We start from the raw sequence: 21,163 nt of genomic DNA on the forward strand, positions 1-21,163 counted from the left end.
CGCCCCGACGCTTCATCAAAGACGAATATCCCTTATAGTTAATAGATTGTCGAGTGTCCAAATGCGCTTCCTAACGGTATGGAAACGCCCCGAAAACGCGCAGGTAGAGATATTTTGGCGAGGAACCTCCGCCGTCTGAGAAGGGAACGGGGTGTCACGCAAGAAGCGCTAGCCCACCAAGTAAACCTCACGCAAACTTATTTATCCGAGGTCGAGGCTGGAAAACGCAACATTTCCATCGACAACATAGAGATACTAGCTGACGCCTTTGGCCTTTCGCTCAGTGCGCTGCTTGAAGAAGGCTGAGCGCTGCTAAGGCTCGGGAAATATTGGCGCCGGTCGAGCAGATTATACAACCGTATCTGGAGACGGCTGCTTATAATGGGGTCAGAAAACAGGTGCGAGAACGACTAGATCAGCCGATCCGCGCTCGGACGTTATGATGCGTTGCGCATGTATTTATACATCGCAATGGCATCGCACCACTACGCGGCGCCTTAAGCGTAGTTCGACCCCGTTGCTTTGTATCCCTCTGGCGCGACGCGCCTTGCGCGAATTAGGGTCCTAAAGAAATGCTCCGCAGCTAGATCGGCTTTAGGAGCGAGGATATACGGCCATCTCAAAGGAGCGGACTTCCCATGCACGCTTACGCAGCGATACATCGAAGCTGTCAAGATAAGACCCCGACGCGGCGCTCTATTATCTCGCGCGCATGTTCGACGCTGGCGAAGACCCTCTGTTCATCGCGCGCCGCGTGGTGCGAATGGCGGTCGAGGATATCGGCCTCGCTGATCCACAGGCGCTTGTGATCGCCAATGCCGCCAAGGACGCCTATGATTTTCTCGGCAGCCCCGAGGGCGAACTGGCCATCGCCCAGGCGGTCGTCTATTGCGCCACGGCGCCGAAATCCAACGCCAATTACAGCGCCTACAAGGCGGCGATGCGGCTGGCGCGCGAACGCGGTTCGCTGATGCCGCCCAAGGTCATTCTCAACGCCCCGACCAAGCTGATGAAATCGGAAGGCTATGGCTCGGGCTACGCCTATGACCATGACGAGCCCGACGCCTTTTCCGGCCAGAACTACTGGCCGGAGGAGCTGGGGCGGCAGAAGCTGTACAAGCCGGTCGAACGCGGCTTCGAGCGCGAGATCGGCAAACGGCTGGAATATTGGGCCAAGCTGCGCAAGGAGCGTGGCGAAAGCTGAGTACGCGGGTTTGGGAGAAGTGTGGCGTGGAAAAGCCGAGGAATTTTGATCGCGCCGTGTCGCATGTCGCGGTGCGCTCGCGTTTGGCTGTCAAGCGCTGGTTGCGTCGGGGCCTTTTCATCATCGGCGGCATGGCGGTCGGCGCCGTCGCCGTGGCGATGGCCTGGCTCGCGGACCATGCGCAGGAGGCTTTCCTCACTTTGCACCAGCGCATTCCCGGCGTGGTCTTCGCAGTCACGCCGCTGGGCTTCGGGGTCGCGATCTTGCTGGCCCGCCATGTTTTTCCGAATTCTCAAGGCAGCGGCATTCCGCAGGCCATCGCCGCGCTTCAGATCGAGGACCAGGCCCAACGCGCTTCGCTGGTTTCGCTGCGTGTCGCCTTCGGCAAGATCCTGGTGATGACCCTCGGCCTGTTGGCTGGCGCCTCCACGGGGCGCGAGGGCCCGACCGTTCAGGTCGGCGGCCATCATGTTCGCTATGGGGCGCATCTCTCCCTATCGGCAGGGAGGCTTTCTCCTGGCGGGGGCCGCGGCGGGCGTGGCCGCAGCCTTCAATACGCCGCTGGCGGGAATCGTATTCGGAATCGAGGAGATGAGCCGCTCTTTCGAGGCGCGCACGAGCGGCCTGATCATCGGCGCGGTGATTGCCGCGGGCCTCACCTCTTTCGCGCTGGTCGGCGATTATTCCTATTTCGGCTCGACGACGGAGCGCCTGCCGCTGAGCGCCGACTGGCTGGCGGTTCTGGCCTGCGCCGCCATCGGAGGCTTGACCGGAGGCCTGTTCATCCGCCTTGTCGTCGCCTTCGCTCATGGCCTTCCGGGCCGCGCGGGCGACGCCATCGCCAGGTGGCCGGTCCTGTTCGCCATGCTCTGTGGCTTGGGCGTGGCCCTATGCGGAATGAATGGCGACGCCTCGGTCTTCGGTACAGGCTATGCTCAAGCTCGCACGGTCGTTCACGCCAGCGGCGAAATCGATTACTGGTTCGCGCCGCTGAAATTCGTCGCCACGACGCTCTCCGCCATTAGCGGCATTCCGGGCGGCGTCTTCTCGCCCTCGTTGGCGATCGGCGCCGGTGAAGGCGCCGCGCTCAGCCTCGTTTTTCCTCATGTGGCGCTGGGCGCGCTCGCCCTGATTGGCATGGTTGCTTATCTCACAGGCGTGACCCAGGCGCCGATCACGGCTTTCGTCATCGTGTCGGAGATGACCGACGATCACGCCATGATCATCCCCTTGATGCTCGCCGCGATGATCGCCCGGGCCGCGTCGCATCTGCTGAGCCGGGAAGGACTTTACCACGCCCTCTCCCATCATTTTCTGCCCAAGCCTGCGGCAAATGATCTGACGCCCGCGGCGCCCCAAGTGGTCTGAGGCCGCGCCGCCGTTTCGGGCGTCGCCGGTTACAGGATAAACCGGGTCTGGGCTTGAACCTGGGACGCAGACACGCCGGAGACATACGCTTCCCAATACTGGCCGGGCGCCAGCGCGGTCGCTATGAAGGCGCCACCGCTGACATCGGTAAAGCTGGTGGAGGACGCCATCGCGGTCGGCAAGTCCAGATAGGTCCCGTTCACGCCGTCAAACACATGGAAATCGGAAATGCCGACAGCTTTCCCCGCAACGAGGGACGAGCTGCTCTCCTTGATGATATCGGTCCCGCTTCCGGCCATGACATAGGCGTCGCCGCCGCCGCCGATAATGGTGTTGCCGACGGCGCCGCCATAATAAATTTCGAAGGCGTTGCTGAAATTGATGGTGTCGGTTCCGCCGGAATTCTGGCCGACGAAAATCTCGGCGCCGGCGCCGGCCTGGAATTGATCGACACCGGAAAAGCCGAGCGCGACGACACCGGAGCTGCCCGCGAAATACGCATAGCCGTGGTCAAGATCGACCACGAGCGAGCCCGCGCCCGTCAAGCCGCCCAGATCAAGCAACGTATTGCCGCCCGTCACGGTCACATAATCGGCGCCCTTGGCGTTTCCCGGCTTCACATAGCCGCCGCCTGCATCGATCTGGATGTAATCCTGGCCGGCGCCAGCGCTCGCGCCATCGATATGGACGCCATTGGCCGAATAGATTTGATCTCCGACGCCCAGATCATAGACGTCTGTCGCGCGAGCGGCTGTTGTTATCGCGGCGACGCCATAAAACTGAGCCTTCAGGGTCGAGCCGTCGTAAACCTGGCCGGTGCTGAAATCGACCTTCACGGTCGCGGAGCCGCCGAGGGCGTTCAGGTTTAGCTCGTCATAGCCGCCGCCGCTGATGAAATAGCCGCCGGCGCCGAGCTTGTAATGGCTGCGAGCGCTTGCCGTGCTGTAAAACTGATCGGCGCCGGCGCCGGCGACCACCGTGCCGCCCTTCGTTCCAAGTTTGACGACATCATTGCCGTTTCCGAGCGTGAACGTGTTGAAGACGTTGTCACCATAGATCGTGTTATTGCCGTTGCCGACAATCAGATTGGTGATTTCGGATGATGTATCGCCGCCGAAATCCAGCGTGTTATACACATTGTACTGGGCGTAATCCACGCCGGGGCCTGAGTTTCCGTAATAGCCAAGATCAGCACGCTGGGCTGACGAGAACAGCAGGCCCTTGCCTGGCCTGAGATCGAGCGTGCCGTTGGTGTTGAAATTGCTGAGGTCATAAGTCGACTTGGCGCCCGCCGTCCAAACCGTGTCGAAGATATTGCCGACAGACCCGCCCGCATTCTTCTCTGGGGCGCCCTGGCCGACTCCATTGATCGACATTTCGCCCGTCGTGGCGGACCACGTGTAGGTGACGTTCTGGTTCAATTTCGAATAATTCGCGCCATAAAGATATTGCAGCGCGGCGATATCGTACATCTGGTAGGTCTGCTCGCTCGACCCGGGACCAGCCGTGCCAAAGCCTTCCGTTGAACCGACGTAGTTCGGATAGTTCATATCCGAATATTCGATGTCGAGATGCGCGGCGCTCATGACGCCGAAGGAAAAATTGTCCTGGCCATGCTTGAGGCCAAGCGCATGGCCGATCTCGTGCATGGTCGACTGGCCATTGTCGAAATTGCCGAGGGTCGGGTTCTGGCCGGTGCCGCCATACCAGACGTCGCCCCACATGCGTCCGTCGGCTGTCTCTCCGTTCGAGAGGTCGCCGATCGGATAGGCGTGCGCCGTGGGGTTCACCGTCGAGGACGAATTCGCGAAACGAAGATCGGCGTGGGTTGTCGTGGTCTCGGTGATTTCGGTGAAGGTCAGGCCGGTGAAGCTCGAAAGCATGGCCAGCGCGCGCCGGACATATGTCTTCTGGTTCGCCGTCAGGCCGGAAAAGCCCGTGAAGGGGTCGGCCGAATTATATTGTCCCGCGCCTGTCCCCTGGGAGGTTCCATAGTCGGCCGAATTGGTCGGGAAACTGTATGTCAGATTGGTCGTGTTCCACTTGTCGCCCCAAAGCAGGCTGGCGGTGTCATGGTCGGCCGGGGCCACCGTGACGGCGATCGCGCTGCCTGGGCCGGGCGCGCCTTCTACTGTCGCGCCGCTGGTCGCGGATGCGGCGCCGCCGGATGCGAAGCCGTTTGTCGTCGTTCCAATGCCGTGGCTTTGGTTTGCGACGGGCAGGAAGATCGGAGCGACGCCGGCAAAATTGGCCGGATCGAAGATCGTCTGATCCTGCCAGCCTGAAACGTCGCCAGAATCCTGACCATTTCCGAATGACCGAGCGTTGAGCCAGTTGCGCGCCATGTCTTCCCCTCAACCCGCCAGACGGAAAACGCCAAACAAGGCGTGAGCCGGCATCAAGATACAGCGAGCGGCCAAGCTGCCGCACAAAAACCTCTCTTGCACGAATATGGTTGTTTTCGCTAGATAAAATTTCATCTGTTTCGCGACGATCCGCCGCAATAAGAGCGCATCCCGGTTCGGCCATCGGCCGGGAACGCGAGCACGGAGGCAAGGCGCGGCCTAGGCGCCGCCGCCGCAAATGCCTTGATGACGCCGGCGCCCGGCTTGGCTATAGAAAGTCGATGCAAGCCTATCTTCTCGTATTCTTCGGCGCCGGGCTCGGCGGATGCCTGCGCCACACCATCAATATCCTTGCGGCGCGGCTGTGGGGGATGAATTTTCCGTGGGGCACATTCGTCATCAATATTTCCGGCTCGCTGGTCATGGGCCTGATCGCGGGTTATCTTGCCTTCCGCGCCGGAGCGGGCTGGACGCAGCATGTGCGGCTGTTCCTGCTGACCGGCGTTCTTGGCGGCTATACGACCTTTTCCGCCTTTTCGCTCGACTCGGCCCTGCTCTATGAGCGCGGCGATCTGGGCCTGATGGCGGCCTATGTCGGCGGATCCGTTCTTCTTGCCCTGGCCGGGGTCTTTGGCGGCCTTGCTTTAGTGAGGGCTTTGTCATGACGCGTGTGCGCACCGGCTCTCCCAAAGGAGCATCAGGCAAGGGAGCAGCAAGCAAGGGGGCGTCAAAAAGCGGCGGCGGCGGCAAGGGTCGCGCTCCCGTCGCGCGTGCGCGGACGCTGGGCGCCGACAAGAGCTTCGGCTCCAAAAGCGCCGGTCCCAGAAGCGCCGGCCCCAAAAGCGAAGCGCCGAAGCCCAAAAGTTTTTTCGCCGCGCGTCCGAAAAAGGCGCGGCCTGAGGACGACGCTTTCGATCCGGTGAAGGCAGCGCGCCTTGTGCGGGAATCGGCGGAGAAATTTCACGCCGCCGAAGCCGGGGAGGCGCCCGCGCCCGCGCCCGACATGGAAACCGGTTCGGTGCAGATTCTGCTCGTCACCGAGGACGAGGACGGCATGCGCATTGACCGCTGGTTCAAGCGGCGCATCCCGACGCTTTCGCTGTCGCATCTGGCGAAGATCTGCCGCAAAGGCGAGGTCCGGCTGAGCGGCAAGCGCGTGGACACCTCCACCCGTGTCGTAGCGGGGGCCAATGTGCGCGTCCCGCCGTTGAGCATTGAGGGCGTGAAAGCGCCGGCGGTCAAGCGGCCGGTCGCTTCCGAGGCCGACGCCCGCGCCATCCGCGACATGGTCCTGCTCGACGACCGCGACCTGATGGTGCTCAACAAGCCCTTCGGCCTCGCGGTGCAGGGCGGTTCGGGCACCAGGGTCCATCTCGACGGCATGTTGCAATCGCTCGCCAATGAGCGCGGCGACCGGCCGGTTCTGGTCCATCGCCTCGACCGCGACACCTCCGGCGTGCTGTTGATCGCCAAGACGCGGAAAATGGCCGCCGACCTCGGCGAGATTTTCCGCTCGCGTTCGGCAAAGAAGATTTACTGGGCCATGGTCGAGGGCGTGCCGCGCCCGGCCCAGGGCCGCATCTCGCTCTATCTCGCCAAGGGCGAGGCGATGGGCGACAACCGGCCGTCCCGTGAAAAAGGGCGTCACGGCATGGAGGCGCGGCGCGACATCGAGAAAATGCGTGTGGCCAAGCATGGCGACGACGACGCCCAGCATTCGCTGACCTATTACGCCGTGGTGGACAAGCTCAGCCCCAGGCTGTCGTGGCTGTCGATGAAGCCGCTGACCGGGCGCACCCACCAGTTGCGCGCCCATGCCGAGGCCATCGGCTGCCCCATCGTCGGCGACCCGAAATATGGCCACGGCGTCGAAGATTCCTATCGCCGCGCCGACCCCAACCGCAATCTGCCGGACGGGGTCGAGAACAAGCTGCACCTTCTCGCGCGGCGCCTGATCCTGCCGCATCCCAAGGGCGGCGTGCTGGACGTCACCGCGCCGCTGCCGCCGCACATGAAAAAAAGCTGGGACATGTTCGGCTTCGACGCCAGCCAGCACGATCCGATCATGGACGCGCCGGAAGAATAGCGGCGGGGAGAGCGGTTCATGCCCGAAGGCAAGGCCTCTTTTCCTTTCGGATTTGCGCTCGTCCTCCTCGTGGCGGCCGGACTCTATGTCGCGACGCTGCATGACGCCCTGACGATCCGGACGGGCGGCGGCGAGGCGGTGATCGCGGCGGCTTACGAGGGCATGTTCCTCGTCGCCGGCTTGTGGCTTTCCCTCACCGTGCTGCTGATCATCGCCGGGACGATGGGCGCCATGCCGCGCGCGGGCGCCTGGGCGGCTGTCTTTCTGGTCCCGGTCTCTGCCGTCGCCGCTTTGGTCGCGCTCGACGCGTGTTCGCGCGAATTGCGCGGGGCGGCGTTCTTTCCTGCGGCGCTTGCGGGACTCATCTCCTTCGATGCGATCTGGTCGCGTTTGCCCAACCTGCGCGGGCGGTTTCCAGCGAAGGAAACCACGCGCGCGGTCTGGGGCGGGGTATTCGTCCTTTCGGCGCTCGCTTTCGGGATCGCCGCCCTGTTTTAGGCGTCGTCACGCGGCGTAGGCGCAGGCCTCGAAGCCCGTGCGCAATTCATCTTCCTTCAGCTTGCGGCCGATGAAGACGATGCGGCTGGCGCGTTTTTCCTCGGGCTTCCAGTCGCGTTGCAGGTCGCCGTCGAGGATCATGTGGACGCCCTGGAAGACATAGCGCCTAGGCTCGTCGGGGAAGGCGAGAATGCCCTTGGAGCGCAGGATGTCCGGGCCGTCGCGCTGCACCACCTCATTGATCCAGGGCAGGAAGAGATCCGGATCGACCGGACCGTCGAGCTGGAACGCGACCGAACGCACCTCGTCGTCATGCAGGACTTTCGGCGCATGATGGCCGTCGTCGTGCTTGTGCTCATGCTCGTGATCGTGGCCGCAATCCGGGCCGCATTCATGATCGTGGCCGTGCTCGTGATGTTCGTGGTCATGACCATGACCGTGATGCTCGTGGCCGTGATGGCCATGGCTATGATGATCGTGATCGTGGTCGTGCTCTTCGACTGTCAGGAATTCCGGCTCCAGCTCCAGGATGCGGTCGAGGTCGAAGGCCTTGCGGTCGAGCACGGCGCCGAGCGACACATCGCAGTTCCGGGTGCGATGCAGCTTGGCGTAGGGGTTGAGGCCGCGAATGCGGGCTTCAACTTCCTCCAGTTCGTCCGGAGTCACGAGATCGGTCTTGTTGAGCAGGATGACGTCGGCGAAGACGATCTGGTTCTTGGCCTCGGGCGCGTCCTTCAGCCGGGCGGCGAGGAATTTTGCATCAGCCACGGTGACAATGGCGTCGAGCCGGGCCTCGTTCTGGACGTCGGCGTCCACGAAAAAGGTCTGCGCGACCGGGGCAGGGTCGGCGAGGCCGGTCGTCTCGACCAGGATCGCGTCGAACTTGCCCTTGCGGCGCATCAGGCCTTCGATGATGCGGATGAGATCGCCGCGCACGGTGCAGCAGATGCAGCCGTTGTTCATTTCGAACACTTCCTCGTCGGCGTCCACGACGAGGTCGTTGTCGATGCCGATTTCGCCAAACTCATTGACGATCACGGCGAATTTCTTGCCGTGATCCTCGGTGAGAATGCGATTCAGCAGCGTGGTCTTGCCCGCCCCGAGATAGCCGGTGAGGACGGTGACGGGAATCTTTTCAACGGACATGCGAACTCCGGTCAGATGTTGGGGGCCAGCGCCTTCTTCAACTCGACTATATTGTGTTCCATCATCGCAATGTAAGTGCCCGCCGGGCCGTCGGGCGTCGAAAGCGAATCGGAATAAAGGTCGCCGCCTATTTTCGCCCCGGATTCCTGCCCGATACGCTTCATGAGACGCGGATCAGAAATGTTTTCTAAGAAAACGGCAGGCGCCTTGTCATGTTTGATCTGGGTGATCAGCCGCGCGACGTCGCGTGCGGACGGCTCCGAATCGGTGGAGAGGCCCAGCGGCGCGATGAAGGTGAAGCCATAGGCCTCGCCGAAATAGCCGAAGGCGTCATGGGTGGTGATGATCTTGCGGTTTTCCGGCGGAATCGAGGCGATGGCCGCGCGCACTTTCCTGTCGGTCTCATCCAGCGCGAGTTCATATTGCTGGGCGCGGGCGCGGAAAAAGTCGGCGTCGGCGGGGTCGGCGGCGATCAGGCCGGCGAGGATGTTGCCGACATAGATTTTCGCATTGGCGATGCTCTGCCAGGCATGGGGATCGACGCCTTTCTTGCCCTCCTCTTCTCCTTCGCGCGGCTTGACGCCCCTGGACGCGACAACGACGGGGGCCTTGGCCCCGGAGGCGGCGATGAGGCGCGACATCCAGCCTTCGAGCGCGAGGCCGTTGACGACGATCAGCCTGGCGCCTGCGAGGCTCTGCGCGTCGGTCGGGCTCGGCTGGAAGACATGGGCGTCGCCATTCGGCCCGACCAGCGATTTCACCGCGACCTTGTCGCCGCCGATCTGGCGGACGAAATCGGCCAGAATGGAGAAACTTGCGACCACCGGGAGCCTTTCCGGGCCTTCAGCGCGTGCCGACAAGGGTGAAAATGCGAGCAGCAGCGTCAGGGCGCGGATCAGGACTCTTTGCAGGCGCATGGTTGCATCCTATCCTTGGAACATTATCTTCGCGCAGAGGGTTGCGTATATTATAACATCCGTCAAGAGGGTCAGAATGGCGCCGGCGCCTTTGAATGAAACGCAGAGCCGCATCCGCGACCTGCTCGCGCAGGCCGAAAAGCCGCTTTCGGCTTATGACGTCATCGACGCCTTGCGCGGGGAGCATGGCCGCGTCGCGCCGCCGACCGTTTATCGCGCTTTGCAAAAACTGATCGACGAGGGGCTGGCCCACCGGCTGGAGACGCGCAACGCCTATGTCGCCTGCCGGGATTCCGGGCATGGCTCGGGCCATTCCTGCGGCCATCGCCACCGCGCGGGCTTCATGATCTGCCGGTCCTGCGGCAAGACGCTGGAATTCGGCGATGAGGAGATCGAGACGCTGCTGTCGCGCGCGGCGGCGCGCGGGGGCTTCACGGCCGAGCGGGTGGCGATTGAGATTCAGGGCCTGTGCGGGGCTTGTTCTACCCTTCCAGATGCGAGCGAGGCGTGAGGCGGCGCAACAGCCCGCCCGCCGGCCCGGCGATCAGCGATCCCACATAGAAAACGCCGCAGGCGAGGATGATCATCGGCCCCGAGGGCAGGCCCCAGTAGAAGGAGGCCAGCAGGCCCCCATAGGCGCCGATGAGGCCGAAGGCGGCGGCGATCAGGATCATCCCGGTAATGTCCTGCGTCCACAGGCGCGCGCTGACGGCAGGCAGCATCATCGCGCCCACCGCCAGCAAGGTGCCGAGCGCGTGGAAGCCGGCGACGAGATTCAGCGCGACAAACGCGAGGAAGACCGCGTGGGTCCAGGCGCCCGCGCCGCTGACGGTGGCGAGAAAGCCGGGGTCGAGCGTGTCCATCACCAGCGGGCGATAGATCACCGCGAGGCCGATCAGCGTCAGGCTGGCGATGCTGGCGAGCAGCAGCATGGTGGCGTCATCGAGCGCGAGCACGCTGCCAAACAGAACATGCAGCAGATCGACATTGGAGCCGCGCACCGAGACGATGGCGACGCCCAGCGCCAGAGACAGCAGGTAGAAGGCGGCCAGCGAGGCGTCCTCGCGCAAGGCGGTGGCGCGGGCGATGGCGCCGGAGCCGATCGCGACCGCGAAACCGGCGACGACCCCGCCGATGGTCATGGCGGGCAGCGAAAGCCCCGCGACAAGATAGCCGATCGCCGCGCCGGGCAGGATGGCGTGGGCCATGGCGTCGCCGGAAAGCGACATGCGCCGCAAAATGAGAAAGACGCCGAGCGGCGCCCCCGCCAGCGCCAGCGCCATCGCGCCGACGAGGGCGCGGCGCATGAATTCGAAATCGAGGAAGGGGGCGATCAGCAGCGTGTAGAGCATGGGCCTCTTTAGCTTGCCCGCGCCGATCTGTCATGTCGGCCCGAAAGCCAAGCGCAAGGACCCCGAAAAAGCGGCCATGGCTGCGTCGCTGAAGGGCGTTTTCGCCGCGCCCGCGCGATTCGCGCTGGACATTCGCCCGCTAGGCGGCTTTACCCGCCCAGGAGCAAGAAGGGGAAAAATCCATGTCCGAGACGCGTGATTCCAACGGCGCCATTTTGAACGAGGGCGACAATGTCACCCTCATCAAGGATCTCAAGGTCAAGGGCTCCTCGACCGTGCTCAAGCGCGGCACGATGGTGCGGGGCATTCACCTGACCGACGACCCCGAGGAGATCGAGGGCCGCACCGACAAGGTCAAGGGACTGGTGCTCAAGACCTGCTTCCTGAAAAAGGCCTGAGCGACCCGCGCGCCCCGCCGATTCGTCACTGCGTCAGATGCGCCGTGGCGACCGCCATGTTGAACATGGCCTGCATGGCGTTGGCGATATCCTGCGGCGTCGAGGCCTTGAAATAGAAGTTCGGCGAGGCGCAGGACTTGAGAGACGGCTCGATGAACGGGATATTGTTGTTGGCCGCGTGGTCCTCGTCATTCCAGATCGTGGTCGGATTGGGGATCGGGACATAGGGGACATAGAGCACGGCCAAAGTGATGCCGCGGTTCTTGATCGTCGTGCAATTGGTCGTGTTCAGGGTCGTGGCGTTGTTGCTGCCGCTCCAGGAGCCGTTGTTCTGCTGGATCTGGTTGTTCTGGGCGCCGTCGGTCACCATGAAGACGAAGGGGCGCGGCGAGGTCGCGCTGCTGCCGTCGCCGATCTTCGTGATGGTCGTGTTCATGGAGGTCAGGGCGTTCTCGAAATGTGTGCCCCCGGAGCCGAGCCCGCTCGTGGGCAGGTTGACTGTGCTGGAGCCGTTGCCATTATCGATCAGGGCGGTGAGGCCGGCGGCGGCGGTCTTGACCGTGGTCAGATTGGTCGACAGCGCCTGATAGCTCTGCATCCAGCGCACGAAGGGGTAGAGCCCGATCCCGAACTGGTTGGGAATATGGTCGGACGCCGCGGTGTCGATCGCCGTCTGGATCAATTGCTGCGTGGCGTAGGCGACGGCGTCGAGCCGAAGCTGGATGCAGGCGCTGGTGCCCGGCTGCGGGCAATAGGTCACAGGCGTATTCTTGGCGTTGCCGCCATTGCGCGTGAGATTGTAGCCTTGGCACATCACCGTCGCGCCCTTGGCGTTCTGGCAAGCCGAATAGGCGGTGAAATGGCAGGCGATGGTGCAGCCGCCCGGATAGAGATTAAGATAATCCGGATTGATCTTGGCCAGACGGTCGATCTCCGTATTGGTCGAGGGAATGCCCATCGAGCCGGAGACGTCGAGCAGAAGGTAGAAATTGAGATAACTCGGGAGGGTCAGCGCGGAAGCGGCCGAGTGCGACAGGTTCATGTTGGCGACATGGGCCAGCGAGCCGAACAGGTTCGGCGACTGGGCCTGATAGCTGATATTGGCGGTGATGACCTGCCCGTTGCGCTGAACGTTGATCGTCGGCGCGCTGCTGAGAATATTATAGGTCTGGCCCGCATTGGCGACGAAGGCGCGTTGCGCCGCGGCCTGGGCGTCGATCATCATCTGGCTCGCGCCGGCGTTGTTGATATAGCCGGATTGGGCGGCGCTGAGCGCGGCGAGCGCCGCCGCGTCGGTCGCCGTGTTGAGCACGGCCTTGGCGGACAGCGCCCGCCCATAGTCAAGCACCAGGCCCACAACGATGAAAATCGCCATGAGGGCCAGCCCGAAGAACATCAGGACCGACCCCGAGCTGTCGCGCGAGAAGGCGCTCAATTTCCGTCGAAGGCTGCTGCGTTGCACGGGCGCTTCTCCCTGTCGTGCCTGCTTTCGGGGCGTCCGCCGGACGGGCCCCTGGTCTCTAATCCGCAGAATAAAAGGGGAGTCCTTCAATTAGCCCAATACATTGATTCAATTTTTAGCGGATCGCGCCTTGTCCCAAACTGACATGACGCTCGCTGTCAAATTTCGCCCCCGGATTCGACAAGACCGCCATCCGGTCCCACATTGCGGTTAACGATTCGCCCTTCGTTCGCTCAAGGCCAAGCTTTGTCCGATCCGTTCTCGACAGATGACGACGATGTCTTCCGCCCGCGCCCCGGCGGGATTTCCGCGCGGGCTCTCGCCGGGCGTGGAGCGCCCGAGTGGCTCACCGCGCTCAATCCCGAGCAGCGCGAGGCGGTGGAGGCGCTGGACGGGCCGGTTCTGGTCCTGGCCGGGGCTGGCACCGGCAAGACGCGGGTCCTGACCTCGCGCATCGCCCATATTCTGGCGCTGGGCCGCGCCCGGCCGCATGAGATTCTGGCGGTCACCTTCACCAACAAGGCGGCGCGCGAGATGAAGGAGCGCGTCGCGGCGCTGATCGGCCCGGGCGCCGAGGGGATGGGCTGGCTCGGCACGTTCCACGCCATTTCCGCGAAAATCCTGCGCCGTCACGCCGAACTGGTCGACCTGAAATCCAATTTCACCATCCTCGACACAGACGACCAGATGCGCCTGCTCAAGCAGGTGCTGAAGGCGGAAAACATCGACGACAAGCGCTGGACCGCCCGCGCGCTGTCCTATCTGATTGACAACTGGAAGAACCGCGGCCTCGACGCCCGGCACGTCCCGGCGGGCGAGGCCCAGTCCTTCGCCAATGGCAAGGGCGCGGCGCTCTACACGCTTTACCAGGAGCGGCTGAAGATCCTCAACGCCGTCGATTTCGGCGATCTCCTGCTCGAATCCCTGCGCCTGTTGCGCGAAAATCCGGACGTGCTGCGCGAGTATCAGCAGCGATTCAAATATATTCTGGTGGACGAATATCAGGACACCAACGCCGCGCAATATCTCTGGCTGCGGCTGCTGGCCCAGCGGAGCGATCCGTCCCAGCCGCAGAACCTGTGCTGCGTCGGCGACGACGACCAGTCGATCTACGGCTGGCGCGGCGCCGAGGTGGACAACATCCTGCGCTTTGAAAAGGATTTTCCCGGCGCCAAGGTCATCCGGCTGGAGCGCAACTACCGCTCCACCGGCCATATCCTCGCCGCCGCCTCCCATCTCATCGCGCGCAACCGCGACCGGCTCGGCAAGACCCTGTTCACCGATGGCGAATGGGGCGAGAAGCCGAGCGTCGCGGGCGTCTGGGATTCCGAGGAGGAGGCCCGCGTCGTCGGCGAGGACATCGAGCAATTGCAGCGTCAAGGCGCTTCGCTGGACGACATGGCCATTCTCGTGCGCGCCTCTTTCCAGATGCGCGAATTCGAGGAGCGTTTCATCAATCTGGGTCTGCCTTACAAGGTGATCGGCGGCCCGCGATTCTATGAACGGCTCGAAATCCGCGACGCGCTGGCCTATCTGCGCTGCGTCGCCCAGCCGTCCGACGGCCTCGCCTTCGAGCGCATCGTCAACACGCCAAAAAGGGGCCTCGGCGAAAGCACGCTGCAGACGGTGCATGAATTCGCCCGGCTGCGGCAGATTCCGCTGATGCAGGCGGCCCGCGCCCTGGTCGAGACGGAAGAGCTGAGACCCAAGCCGCGCGGAACCCTGCGCGCGCTGCTGGCGGATTTTTCGCGCTGGTCGGCCCAGATCGAGCACAAGCCGCATTACGAACTGGCCGAGCAGATCCTGGAAGAATCCGGCTATACCGATTTCTGGAAGCAGGAGCGCACGGCGGAGGCCGAGGGACGGCTGGAAAACCTCAAGGAGTTGATCCGCTCCATGGAGGAATTTCCCGATCTCGGCGCCTTTCTTGAACATGTCTCGCTGGTCATGGACGTTGACAACAAGGACGCCGGCCCGCGCGTCTCGATCATGACCCTGCATGGCGCCAAGGGGCTGGAGTTCGACACGGTCTTCCTGCCTGGCTGGGAGGAGGGGCTGTTTCCGCACCAGCGTTCGCTCGACGAAAGCGGCCGCGCCGGGCTGGAGGAGGAGCGCCGCCTCGCCTATGTCGGGGTGACGCGGGCGCGCCGCCGCGCGAAAATCATCTTCGCCAGCAATCGCCGCATCCATGGGTTGTGGCAGAGCACGGTCCCGTCGCGCTTCATCGACGACCTGCCCGCCGATCATGTCCAGGTGGTCGACGAGGCGCGCAGCGGCGGCTCTTATGGCGCCTATGCGCAATCGCGCTTCGCCAATATCGACGCCTATGGCTCGCATGTCGAAACGCCGGGCTGGAAGCGCGCGCAAAGCCGGGCTGCCGCTGCTCCGGCTCAGGCGTCCCGCGCGCCCAAGACCATCGAGGGCGAGGTTCTGTCCCGGTCGAATTCGGCGGGCAAATTCGCGCCCGGCGCGCGGATTTTCCATGTGAAATTCGGGCCGGGTTCGGTCGCGGCGGTCGATGGCGCCAAGCTCACCATTGACTTCGACAAGGCGGGCCGCAAACTCGTGCTCGATTCCTTCGTGGAGCTGCGCGGCTGACGCGGCGGGGTTTGGGCGAGCCATGCGCGATCTCTTGACCTATATCGGGATCGCGCTGATCGTCGTGCTGAGCGCCGCCTTCGCCGCGCCTTTCGTGGTCGATTTCGATGCGATGCGTCCGCGCCTCGCCGAGGAACTGTCGCAGGCGTCCGGCGCGCGGGTCCGATTCGACGGCCCGATCGCGCTGCGCTTCCTGCCGACGCCGCGCTTCAGCTCCGAAAGTCTGGATGTCTCAGGCGAATTCGGCAGTCTCCGGGCCAAAAAGGCGGTGTTCGCCCTGTCTTTGCCCGCCCTGTTGCAGGGGAAGCTGCAATTTACGCGCGCCTTGTTCGACGGCGCGGAGATCGCGCTCGACTCCGACAAGGCGCGGCGCCCCAAGACGGCGGCGCTGCAATTCGACACACTGATCCTGCGTCGCTCCCATGTGACGGTTGCGCGCGCCGGGACGACGGCGATCGAACTGGCCGCGCTGGATGTCACGGCGCAAATCCCGTCGCTGCAAGGCCCGTTCAGCGGACGCGGCGCCTTCGACCGGGGCGGCCAGCGGCTCGCCTTTTCCCTCGCTTCGGATGTCGTCGCGAAAAACCTTCTGCCGCTGAAGGCCAGCCTGACCTGGCCCGAGGACGCCGCGAAACTGGACCTCGACGGCCGCGTCGATCTTTCCGGGACGCCGGCTTTCGAAGGCGAGGCCAAGGCGGCGGGAAAGGCCGCCCCCGGCCCATGGACGGCGCAGGGCTCTGTCCTGCTCTGGCTCGATGGCGCGCTGGCGAAAGAGTTCACGGCCCGTCTCGGCGACGGCGCGCTGGCGGAGAAGGTCTCGGGAAGCGCCCGGTACGAGACGCGAAGCGGCATGCTCGCCCTCAATGTCGATTCGCCGAGCCTGTCGAGCCCCTGGGCGGAGTTTCTCGCCGCGCCCGTGCTGGCCGCGAAGGATGGCGGCGCGCCGCTCGACCTGCGCGCCAGCGTCGAGGCGTTGGACTGGCGCGGAATGGACTGGTCGCAGGCGCAGATTTTTTGGCGCGCGGGCGGCCCGGCCCAGGTCCGGGCCTTGGGTCCCGGCGGCGCCAGGGTCGAAATTTCCGCTAGCTCCGACAAGAGCGGCTGGCGGGGCAGGGCGCAGCTGAAGACCTCTGATTTCACCGCCTTCGCCGCCGCCCTGCGCGAGGCCGCGCCCGTAGCCAGCCGCGCCTTTGCCGGAGTGAACCTGCATGGTGCGGACATCGCCGGCGATTTCGCAGCGACGCCCGGCGAGTGGGCGCTGACCAACGCCAGCTTCGCGCTGGACCGCGCGCGGCTTTCCGGCGAAATCCGCCTCCGTCCGGAACAGGCCGAGGCGCGCCCGCTGCTGTCGGCGCGGCTTTCCGCCCCGGCGCTCGACCTCGACCTTGGCCCCGATTTCGCGGGGACGAGTTTAGACGGGCTCGATCTCGACCTGTCGCTGGAGGCGCAGACGGTCAAATCCGCGCGGGCGGGCGTGCTGTCGGGCGAGGGCGGGCGCATCAGGGCGCATCTGATGCGCACGGGCGAGGCGACGAGGCTCGAGCGGCTGGAGATGCGCAATATCGGCGGCGCCGATCTCACCGCTTCCGCCGCCTGGCGCAAGGACTTTTCCAGCCTGCAAGGCGAGGCGCGACTGAAAGCGGGCGAACTTGGGCCACTGGCGCAGGCTCTGGCGCGGCTCTGGCCCGGCGCCGCCGGCAAGGCGTTGGCGGCGCGGGCGAAAAGCCTGTCGCCCGCCGATCTCGCGGGCAAGGCTGGCGAGGGCGGCTTCACGCTCAACGGAACGCTTGGCGCGACCAAGCTGGCGGCTTCTTTCGTTCCCGCCGCGGGCGGAAAACGCGATGTCGCGTTCGAACTCACGGCGCCCGAGGCGAGCGCGCTGCTCAACCAGTTTGGCGCGCAGACGGTCTGGACGCAGCGGCTCGGCCCGGCGCGGGTTTCGGCGCGGACGCAGGCCGATCCGTCGCGCGACGGCGGGCAGAACGTCACGGCCTCCGCCGATCTCGCGGGGCTGCGCGCGGAATTTCGTGGCGCGCTCGCGGACCCGGCCGGCGATGTCTCCGTCGCGGGCGACGCCACGCTTTACGGCGACGCCGGCAAGATATTGAGCGGTTTTTCCGCCGCGCCGACGGCGTCCGCGCCATTGCGCCTCGCGGCGCGCGCCGCCTGGCGCGACGGCGCCTTGACGCTGCAAAACCTCAATGGCGAATGGGCCGGCGCCAAGCTGTCCGGCGATCTCAATGCGGAAGGAGACGGGCTAAAGGGCGCATTGCGGCTGGACCGCCTTTCGGCGCCGGCGCTCGCGGCCCTCGTGCTTGGCCCGCCCGCGCCGGTCAAGGCCGGGGCCTTGTGGCCGAGCCTGTCCTTCGCCCCGGTGATTTTCGATCCGCCGAGGGCAAGGCTGGCGATCGAGACCGCCGACCTGCAGCCTTTCGGCGCCCGCGCGCGCTTCGACCTCACGCTCGGGCCGGGCGAGCTTTCCATCGCGCAGGCCGTCGTCGAGGGCTTCGGCGGCGTCATTGGCGGCGGTCTGGACCTGCGGCGCGAGGGCGCGCAGGTCACGTTGAGCGGCGAGGCGAAGGGCGAGAACCTCAATTTGAAAAATCCGGCGCTGTCGGCGCGGCTTGGCTTCAAACTCAACTTCGCGGGCAATGGCGCCAATGCCGCGGCTTTGGTCGGATCGCTCTCCGGGGATGGCGTCGTCCGGCTGCTCGACCTCGCGGTCGAGGGCGCCGCGCCGCGCGCGCCGGATCAAGTTTTGGCCGCGAGCGAGGCGAACGAAGAGCCGTTCGACGCCAGGCTGGTCGCAAAGAGCCTCGATGCGGCTTTCGCGCGCGAGGCCCAGCGACGGGGTGAGGCGAATTTCAAATTCCGGCTCGCGGGCGGGCAGGCGGTTTTCGCGCCGGCGGACGCGGGCGCGCAGGGCCTCGAAGCCGGCTTCGATCTGCGCGACTCCAGCTTTTCACTCGCTCTTTCCGCCGCCGCGCAAAATCTCCCGGCCGGGTGGGATGGCCCCGCGCCGATCGGCGCGGTGGTCTGGAGCGGGCCATGGCGCACGCCGTCCCGCCGCACCGATGCGACCGCTTTCGTCAATTCAGTCGCCATGCGCGCGCTGGAGCGCGAATATGCCCGGATCGAATTGCAGAAACGGCAGGATCAGGAAAGAGCCCGCGCGCTGTCGGCGCAGCCGGCCGTTCCAGACGGTCCGGCGCAGTCCCAGCCAGCCCCGACGGAGCCTTGAAGCTTCAACCGCGCGCCGCTCTGTCGCGAAAAAACTGTAGCAGATGCACCCGCAAGGCGGAGGAGAGATTGGCTTCGCCGCGCGTCGCGTCGATTTCGGCGACCAGAGCCGCGACGGACAGGCCGCGCTCGCGGGCCAGTTCGCGCAAGGCGTCCCAGAAGGCGAATTCGAGCGTTATGCTGGTGCTGTGGCCGGCGATGACCAAGGAATGCTTGCGCATGAGGCCCGGAGCCTCGCGCGGCGCCGGCGCTGCGGTCATTTGGATTCGCCGGACTCGGGTTTGATCTCGCCGTTGAGGCGATGGCCTTCGAGCCGGCGTTCGGCGAGGGTCCTGGCCGTTTCAGCGAATTGGCGCTCAGCCTTGCTCAAGCCGAACAGGACGCGGTTTTCCTGGGCCTGCTCTTCGTCCTTGCGGCGCACCTGCGCCTTGCGGGCGCGGCGGAGATTGACGATCTCTCCCATGGTCACGCTTTCCGGGTTTGGGCGAATTCGCCGGGCTCAGGTCTTCTTGCGGAACGAATCGATCGAGACGACTTTGGATTCCTCGCCGGAAGCGTCCGAGGCGACGGGTTTCGCGGCCTTGCCCTCGTCCTTTGCGGCGTGGGCCGACTCGGCGGCGGGAGCGCCGGCGGGAATCACGTCCGGCTCGGAGGCCGCGCCGCGCAGCTTCGCCCTTGCGGCCTCGGGCGCGGGAACCGGACGCGGCCTGTTGGCGGCCGGGCCGACAATGGTTTCCTCTTCGTCTTCCAGATCGTCGTCATCATCCGCCTGGGGTTCGAATTTCAGGCCGAATTGCACGGACGGATCATAGAAGCCGGAGATGGCGTCGTAAGGGATGTGCAGCTTCTCGGGAATGTTCTTGAAATGAAGCCCGACTTCGAAGGATTCATCATCCACCCGCAAATCCCAGAACTGGTATTGCAGGATGATGGTCATTTCGTCTGGATATTGCTCGCGCAACCGCGACGACAGGCTGACGCCCGGCGCATTGGTGCGGAAGGTGATGTAGAAATGATGCTCGCCGGGCAAGCCGTCGCGCGCAGCGTCCGCCAGAACCTTGCGGACCACGCCGCGCAGCGCGTCCTGAACCTGAAGATCGTATCGAATCAAATCGGTCGACATTGACGGCGTCGCATCTTTCGCTCGCCGGGCCGCAGTGTCAGAGGGCGACGTCCAGATGACATCCGGCCTCGCCGCCGCGCGCTCCGGCATGAAGGAAGTGGAGGCTTCTGTTGCCAGGCGCCTCCGGGCCCCGCCTGAAACGGCTAAGCCTCAGGACTTTAATTTCGGTACTATCACCGCATTACGCAGCGACGGCCACCGGAGCATAGTTGTCATTGGCAACTATAGGTTTGACCCGATAACGGCGGTATCATGCCGGGCAAAAGAAGACCCTTTACACCCTCGTCGATCCTATTTCGCCCCCGCCGCGGCCCGCCTGATTACAGACGGGCCGGGGTGGAGGCGCCGGGTACCGCCCCCGGGTCCGAAAGGCTTATTCCGATCCCAATTTATCGCCATAGCCGCCCGAGGGCGGCATGGAGAATATAGAGAAGCCGCCCCTCCGGCGAAAGGGGAGAATTGGAAATTCTCCCCTTTCATCCCTTTTGATTGCTTCCGAACGCCGGACAAGGCCTCGCGGGCCCTTGCCGCCTTGGCGCGGGCGCCGCAATCTGTCGAGAGCCAGACCCGCGAAAAGCAGGCGGAAATGACGGAACTCAGGGGGAAGGCATGGAGGAGAACGCCCAGGCGGCGGCGGCCGGAGAGGCCGGGACTCGCGTCCGGCGCGAAGTGGTCGTCCGCAAGCTGCAGAAAGACGACATTTTCAATTCGCTGGTCGCCGGTTGGGACGACTTGAAGGCCGCGCCGAAATACGGCCTCACCGTCGGCTTGCTGCACACGCTTTGCGGCTGGATCGCGATCTTTTTCGCCAAGCTTTCCGGCCTGAATTATTTCACCTATCCCTTTCTCACCGGCATCGCGCTGGTGGTGCCCTTCTCGGCGGCGGTGCTCTATGAAGTCAGCCGCAGGCTGGAGGTTGGCGAGCCGCTCTCCTGGGGCGCGGTGCTGCGCTCCGTCAAGACCAGCGGCGGCCGCGATCTCGGCTGGATGTGCCTGATTTCGTTGTTTTCCTTCATCCTCTGGATCGATTATTCCTTCTTCCTCTACTTGATGTTCTATGGCGCCCACATGCCGGACCCCGCCCAGTTCGTGCAGGAGGCCTTGTCCACGCCCAAGGGCCTCGTCTTCATCCTGGTCGGCAATGTGATCGGCGGCGGCATCGCCTTCGTCGTCTTTTCGATCTCGGTGGTGTCCTGCCCGCTGCTGCTCGACCGCGATGTGGATTTCGTGACGGCGATGATCGCCTCGGTGAAGTCCGTGCTGTTGAACCCGTGGCCGCTGCTGGCCTGGGCCCTGCTCATCGCCCTGTTCCTGGCCTTCGGCCTGCTGTCCGGCCTGCTGGGCCTGACTCTGGTGCTGCCCTTGCTCGGCCACGCGTCCTGGCATGTGTACAGGAAGCTCATAGAGCCCTGAGCGGGTTTCCTCT

17 protein-coding genes, 1 other RNA gene and 2 pseudogenes are annotated in these 21,163 nt (G+C 64.5%); 11 read left to right on the forward strand and 9 right to left on the reverse strand.

Annotated elements, in window-relative coordinates; genetic code table 11:
- Positions 1 to 78: 78 nt before the first annotated feature.
- From QM467_RS06165 to QM467_RS06175, 3 genes and pseudogenes are all read left to right on the forward strand, one after another.
- Positions 79 to 306, forward strand: a complete 228-nt coding sequence (locus tag QM467_RS06165; protein WP_283365431.1) for a helix-turn-helix domain-containing protein — start codon at positions 79 to 81, stop codon at positions 304 to 306.
- 373 nt (positions 307 to 679) lie between these two features.
- Positions 680 to 1,204: pseudogene (locus QM467_RS06170) on the forward strand (AAA family ATPase); the annotation flags it as partial.
- A 56-nt stretch (positions 1,205 to 1,260) separates the two neighbouring features.
- Positions 1,261 to 2,572: pseudogene (locus QM467_RS06175) on the forward strand (chloride channel protein).
- Between the two features lie 29 nt (positions 2,573 to 2,601).
- On the opposite strand, the gene QM467_RS06180 reads toward QM467_RS06175, so the two are convergent.
- Complete coding sequence (locus QM467_RS06180) at positions 2,602 to 4,917, reverse strand: matrixin family metalloprotease (protein ID WP_283365432.1); 2,316 nt, start codon at positions 4,915 to 4,917, stop codon at positions 2,602 to 2,604.
- Between the two features lie 281 nt (positions 4,918 to 5,198).
- Between QM467_RS06180 and crcB the strand changes: the two genes are divergently transcribed.
- The 3 genes from crcB to QM467_RS06195 all read left to right on the forward strand — a co-directional run bounded on the left by crcB (position 5,199) and on the right by QM467_RS06195 (position 7,501).
- On the forward strand, positions 5,199 to 5,582 hold the full coding sequence (gene crcB / locus QM467_RS06185) for a fluoride efflux transporter CrcB (protein ID WP_283365433.1): 384 nt from the start codon (positions 5,199 to 5,201) through the stop codon (positions 5,580 to 5,582).
- 338 nt (positions 5,583 to 5,920) lie between these two features.
- Positions 5,921 to 7,003 carry an RluA family pseudouridine synthase gene (locus QM467_RS06190; RefSeq protein ID WP_283365534.1) on the forward strand — a complete coding sequence of 361 codons (1,083 nt, stop codon included), beginning with the start codon at positions 5,921 to 5,923 and terminating at the stop codon, positions 7,001 to 7,003.
- Between the two features lie 18 nt (positions 7,004 to 7,021).
- Complete coding sequence (locus QM467_RS06195; protein ID WP_283365434.1) at positions 7,022 to 7,501, forward strand: hypothetical protein; 480 nt, start codon at positions 7,022 to 7,024, stop codon at positions 7,499 to 7,501.
- 6 nt (positions 7,502 to 7,507) lie between these two features.
- On the opposite strand, the gene QM467_RS06200 is transcribed toward QM467_RS06195, so the two are convergent.
- Together QM467_RS06200 and QM467_RS06205 are read right to left on the reverse strand one after the other, a co-directional pair.
- Entirely contained in the window at positions 7,508 to 8,647 is a 1,140-nt protein-coding gene (locus tag QM467_RS06200) for a CobW family GTP-binding protein (protein ID WP_283365435.1), read from the reverse strand.
- Positions 8,648 to 8,658: 11 nt separating this feature from the next.
- The gene (locus QM467_RS06205; protein ID WP_283365436.1) at positions 8,659 to 9,564 is read right to left on the reverse strand and encodes a metal ABC transporter substrate-binding protein; all 906 of its coding nucleotides are present in this window, start codon (positions 9,562 to 9,564) and stop codon (positions 8,659 to 8,661) included.
- 76 nt (positions 9,565 to 9,640) lie between these two features.
- Here QM467_RS06205 and QM467_RS06210 point away from each other — a divergent pair, with 76 nt between their 5' ends.
- Entirely contained in the window at positions 9,641 to 10,075 is a 435-nt protein-coding gene (locus QM467_RS06210) for a Fur family transcriptional regulator (protein WP_283365437.1), read from the forward strand.
- Here QM467_RS06210 and QM467_RS06215 read toward each other — a convergent pair.
- Complete coding sequence (locus QM467_RS06215; RefSeq protein ID WP_283365438.1) at positions 10,047 to 10,916, reverse strand: metal ABC transporter permease; 870 nt, start codon at positions 10,914 to 10,916, stop codon at positions 10,047 to 10,049. The genes QM467_RS06210 and QM467_RS06215 overlap by 29 nt on opposite strands.
- 182 nt (positions 10,917 to 11,098) lie before the next feature.
- On the opposite strand from QM467_RS06215, the gene QM467_RS06220 reads away from it, so the two are divergent.
- Positions 11,099 to 11,314: an alkylphosphonate utilization protein gene (locus tag QM467_RS06220; RefSeq protein ID WP_283365439.1), complete on the forward strand. Its 216-nt coding sequence runs from the start codon at positions 11,099 to 11,101 to the stop codon at positions 11,312 to 11,314.
- Positions 11,315 to 11,339: 25 nt separating this feature from the next.
- Here QM467_RS06220 and QM467_RS06225 read toward each other — a convergent pair whose 3' ends face one another.
- Positions 11,340 to 12,776: a TadE/TadG family type IV pilus assembly protein gene (locus QM467_RS06225; protein ID WP_283365440.1), complete on the reverse strand. Its 1,437-nt coding sequence runs from the start codon at positions 12,774 to 12,776 to the stop codon at positions 11,340 to 11,342.
- Positions 12,777 to 13,022: 246 nt separating this feature from the next.
- Here QM467_RS06225 and QM467_RS06230 point away from each other — a divergent pair, with 246 nt between their 5' ends.
- Both QM467_RS06230 and QM467_RS06235 read left to right on the forward strand, forming a co-directional pair.
- Positions 13,023 to 15,374, forward strand: a complete 2,352-nt coding sequence (locus tag QM467_RS06230) for an ATP-dependent helicase (protein WP_283365441.1) — start codon at positions 13,023 to 13,025, stop codon at positions 15,372 to 15,374.
- 22 nt (positions 15,375 to 15,396) lie between these two features.
- On the forward strand, positions 15,397 to 18,615 hold the full coding sequence (locus QM467_RS06235) for a hypothetical protein (protein ID WP_283365442.1): 3,219 nt from the start codon (positions 15,397 to 15,399) through the stop codon (positions 18,613 to 18,615).
- A 4-nt stretch (positions 18,616 to 18,619) separates the two neighbouring features.
- Here QM467_RS06235 and QM467_RS06240 read toward each other — a convergent pair whose 3' ends face one another.
- The 4 genes from QM467_RS06240 to ssrA form a co-directional block, all read right to left on the reverse strand.
- Entirely contained in the window at positions 18,620 to 18,874 is a 255-nt protein-coding gene (locus QM467_RS06240) for a ribbon-helix-helix domain-containing protein (RefSeq protein ID WP_283365443.1), read from the reverse strand.
- A complete protein-coding gene (locus QM467_RS06245; RefSeq protein WP_283365444.1) occupies positions 18,871 to 19,077 on the reverse strand; it encodes a DUF4169 family protein in 207 nt (68 codons plus the stop codon). The genes QM467_RS06240 and QM467_RS06245 overlap by 4 nt, the downstream gene beginning before the upstream one ends.
- Before the next feature lie 36 nt (positions 19,078 to 19,113).
- Positions 19,114 to 19,737, reverse strand: coding sequence for an SspB family protein (locus QM467_RS06250; RefSeq protein WP_283365445.1), 624 nt, complete (start codon positions 19,735 to 19,737; stop codon positions 19,114 to 19,116).
- A 96-nt stretch (positions 19,738 to 19,833) separates the two neighbouring features.
- Positions 19,834 to 20,192: a transfer-messenger RNA gene (gene ssrA / locus QM467_RS06255) on the reverse strand.
- A gap of 154 nt (positions 20,193 to 20,346) precedes the next feature.
- Between ssrA and QM467_RS06260 the strand changes: the two genes are divergently transcribed.
- Complete coding sequence (locus tag QM467_RS06260) at positions 20,347 to 21,150, forward strand: DUF2189 domain-containing protein (protein WP_283365446.1); 804 nt, start codon at positions 20,347 to 20,349, stop codon at positions 21,148 to 21,150.
- Positions 21,151 to 21,163 lie beyond the last annotated feature (13 nt).

This window comes from Rhodoblastus sp. 17X3, from assembly GCF_030056575.1.
Lineage (GTDB): Bacteria > Pseudomonadota > Alphaproteobacteria > Rhizobiales > Beijerinckiaceae > Rhodoblastus.

Coding starts and splice junctions, on each gene's coding strand:
- QM467_RS06235 (WP_283365442.1), top strand. CDS start 15,397: ATGCGCGATCTCTTGACCTATATCGGGATCGCGCTGATCGTCGTGCTG.
- QM467_RS06250 (WP_283365445.1), bottom strand. CDS start 19,737: ATGTCGACCGATTTGATTCGATACGATCTTCAGGTTCAGGACGCGCTG.
- QM467_RS06190 (WP_283365534.1), top strand. CDS start 5,921: ATGGAAACCGGTTCGGTGCAGATTCTGCTCGTCACCGAGGACGAGGAC.
- QM467_RS06165 (WP_283365431.1), top strand. CDS start 79: ATGGAAACGCCCCGAAAACGCGCAGGTAGAGATATTTTGGCGAGGAAC.
- QM467_RS06240 (WP_283365443.1), bottom strand. CDS start 18,874: ATGACCGCAGCGCCGGCGCCGCGCGAGGCTCCGGGCCTCATGCGCAAG.
- QM467_RS06210 (WP_283365437.1), top strand. CDS start 9,641: ATGGCGCCGGCGCCTTTGAATGAAACGCAGAGCCGCATCCGCGACCTG.
- QM467_RS06205 (WP_283365436.1), bottom strand. CDS start 9,564: ATGCGCCTGCAAAGAGTCCTGATCCGCGCCCTGACGCTGCTGCTCGCA.
- QM467_RS06200 (WP_283365435.1), bottom strand. CDS start 8,647: ATGTCCGTTGAAAAGATTCCCGTCACCGTCCTCACCGGCTATCTCGGG.
- QM467_RS06215 (WP_283365438.1), bottom strand. CDS start 10,916: ATGCTCTACACGCTGCTGATCGCCCCCTTCCTCGATTTCGAATTCATG.
- QM467_RS06245 (WP_283365444.1), bottom strand. CDS start 19,077: ATGGGAGAGATCGTCAATCTCCGCCGCGCCCGCAAGGCGCAGGTGCGC.
- crcB (WP_283365433.1), top strand. CDS start 5,199: ATGCAAGCCTATCTTCTCGTATTCTTCGGCGCCGGGCTCGGCGGATGC.
- QM467_RS06180 (WP_283365432.1), bottom strand. CDS start 4,917: ATGGCGCGCAACTGGCTCAACGCTCGGTCATTCGGAAATGGTCAGGAT.
- QM467_RS06220 (WP_283365439.1), top strand. CDS start 11,099: ATGTCCGAGACGCGTGATTCCAACGGCGCCATTTTGAACGAGGGCGAC.
- QM467_RS06260 (WP_283365446.1), top strand. CDS start 20,347: ATGGAGGAGAACGCCCAGGCGGCGGCGGCCGGAGAGGCCGGGACTCGC.
- QM467_RS06195 (WP_283365434.1), top strand. CDS start 7,022: ATGCCCGAAGGCAAGGCCTCTTTTCCTTTCGGATTTGCGCTCGTCCTC.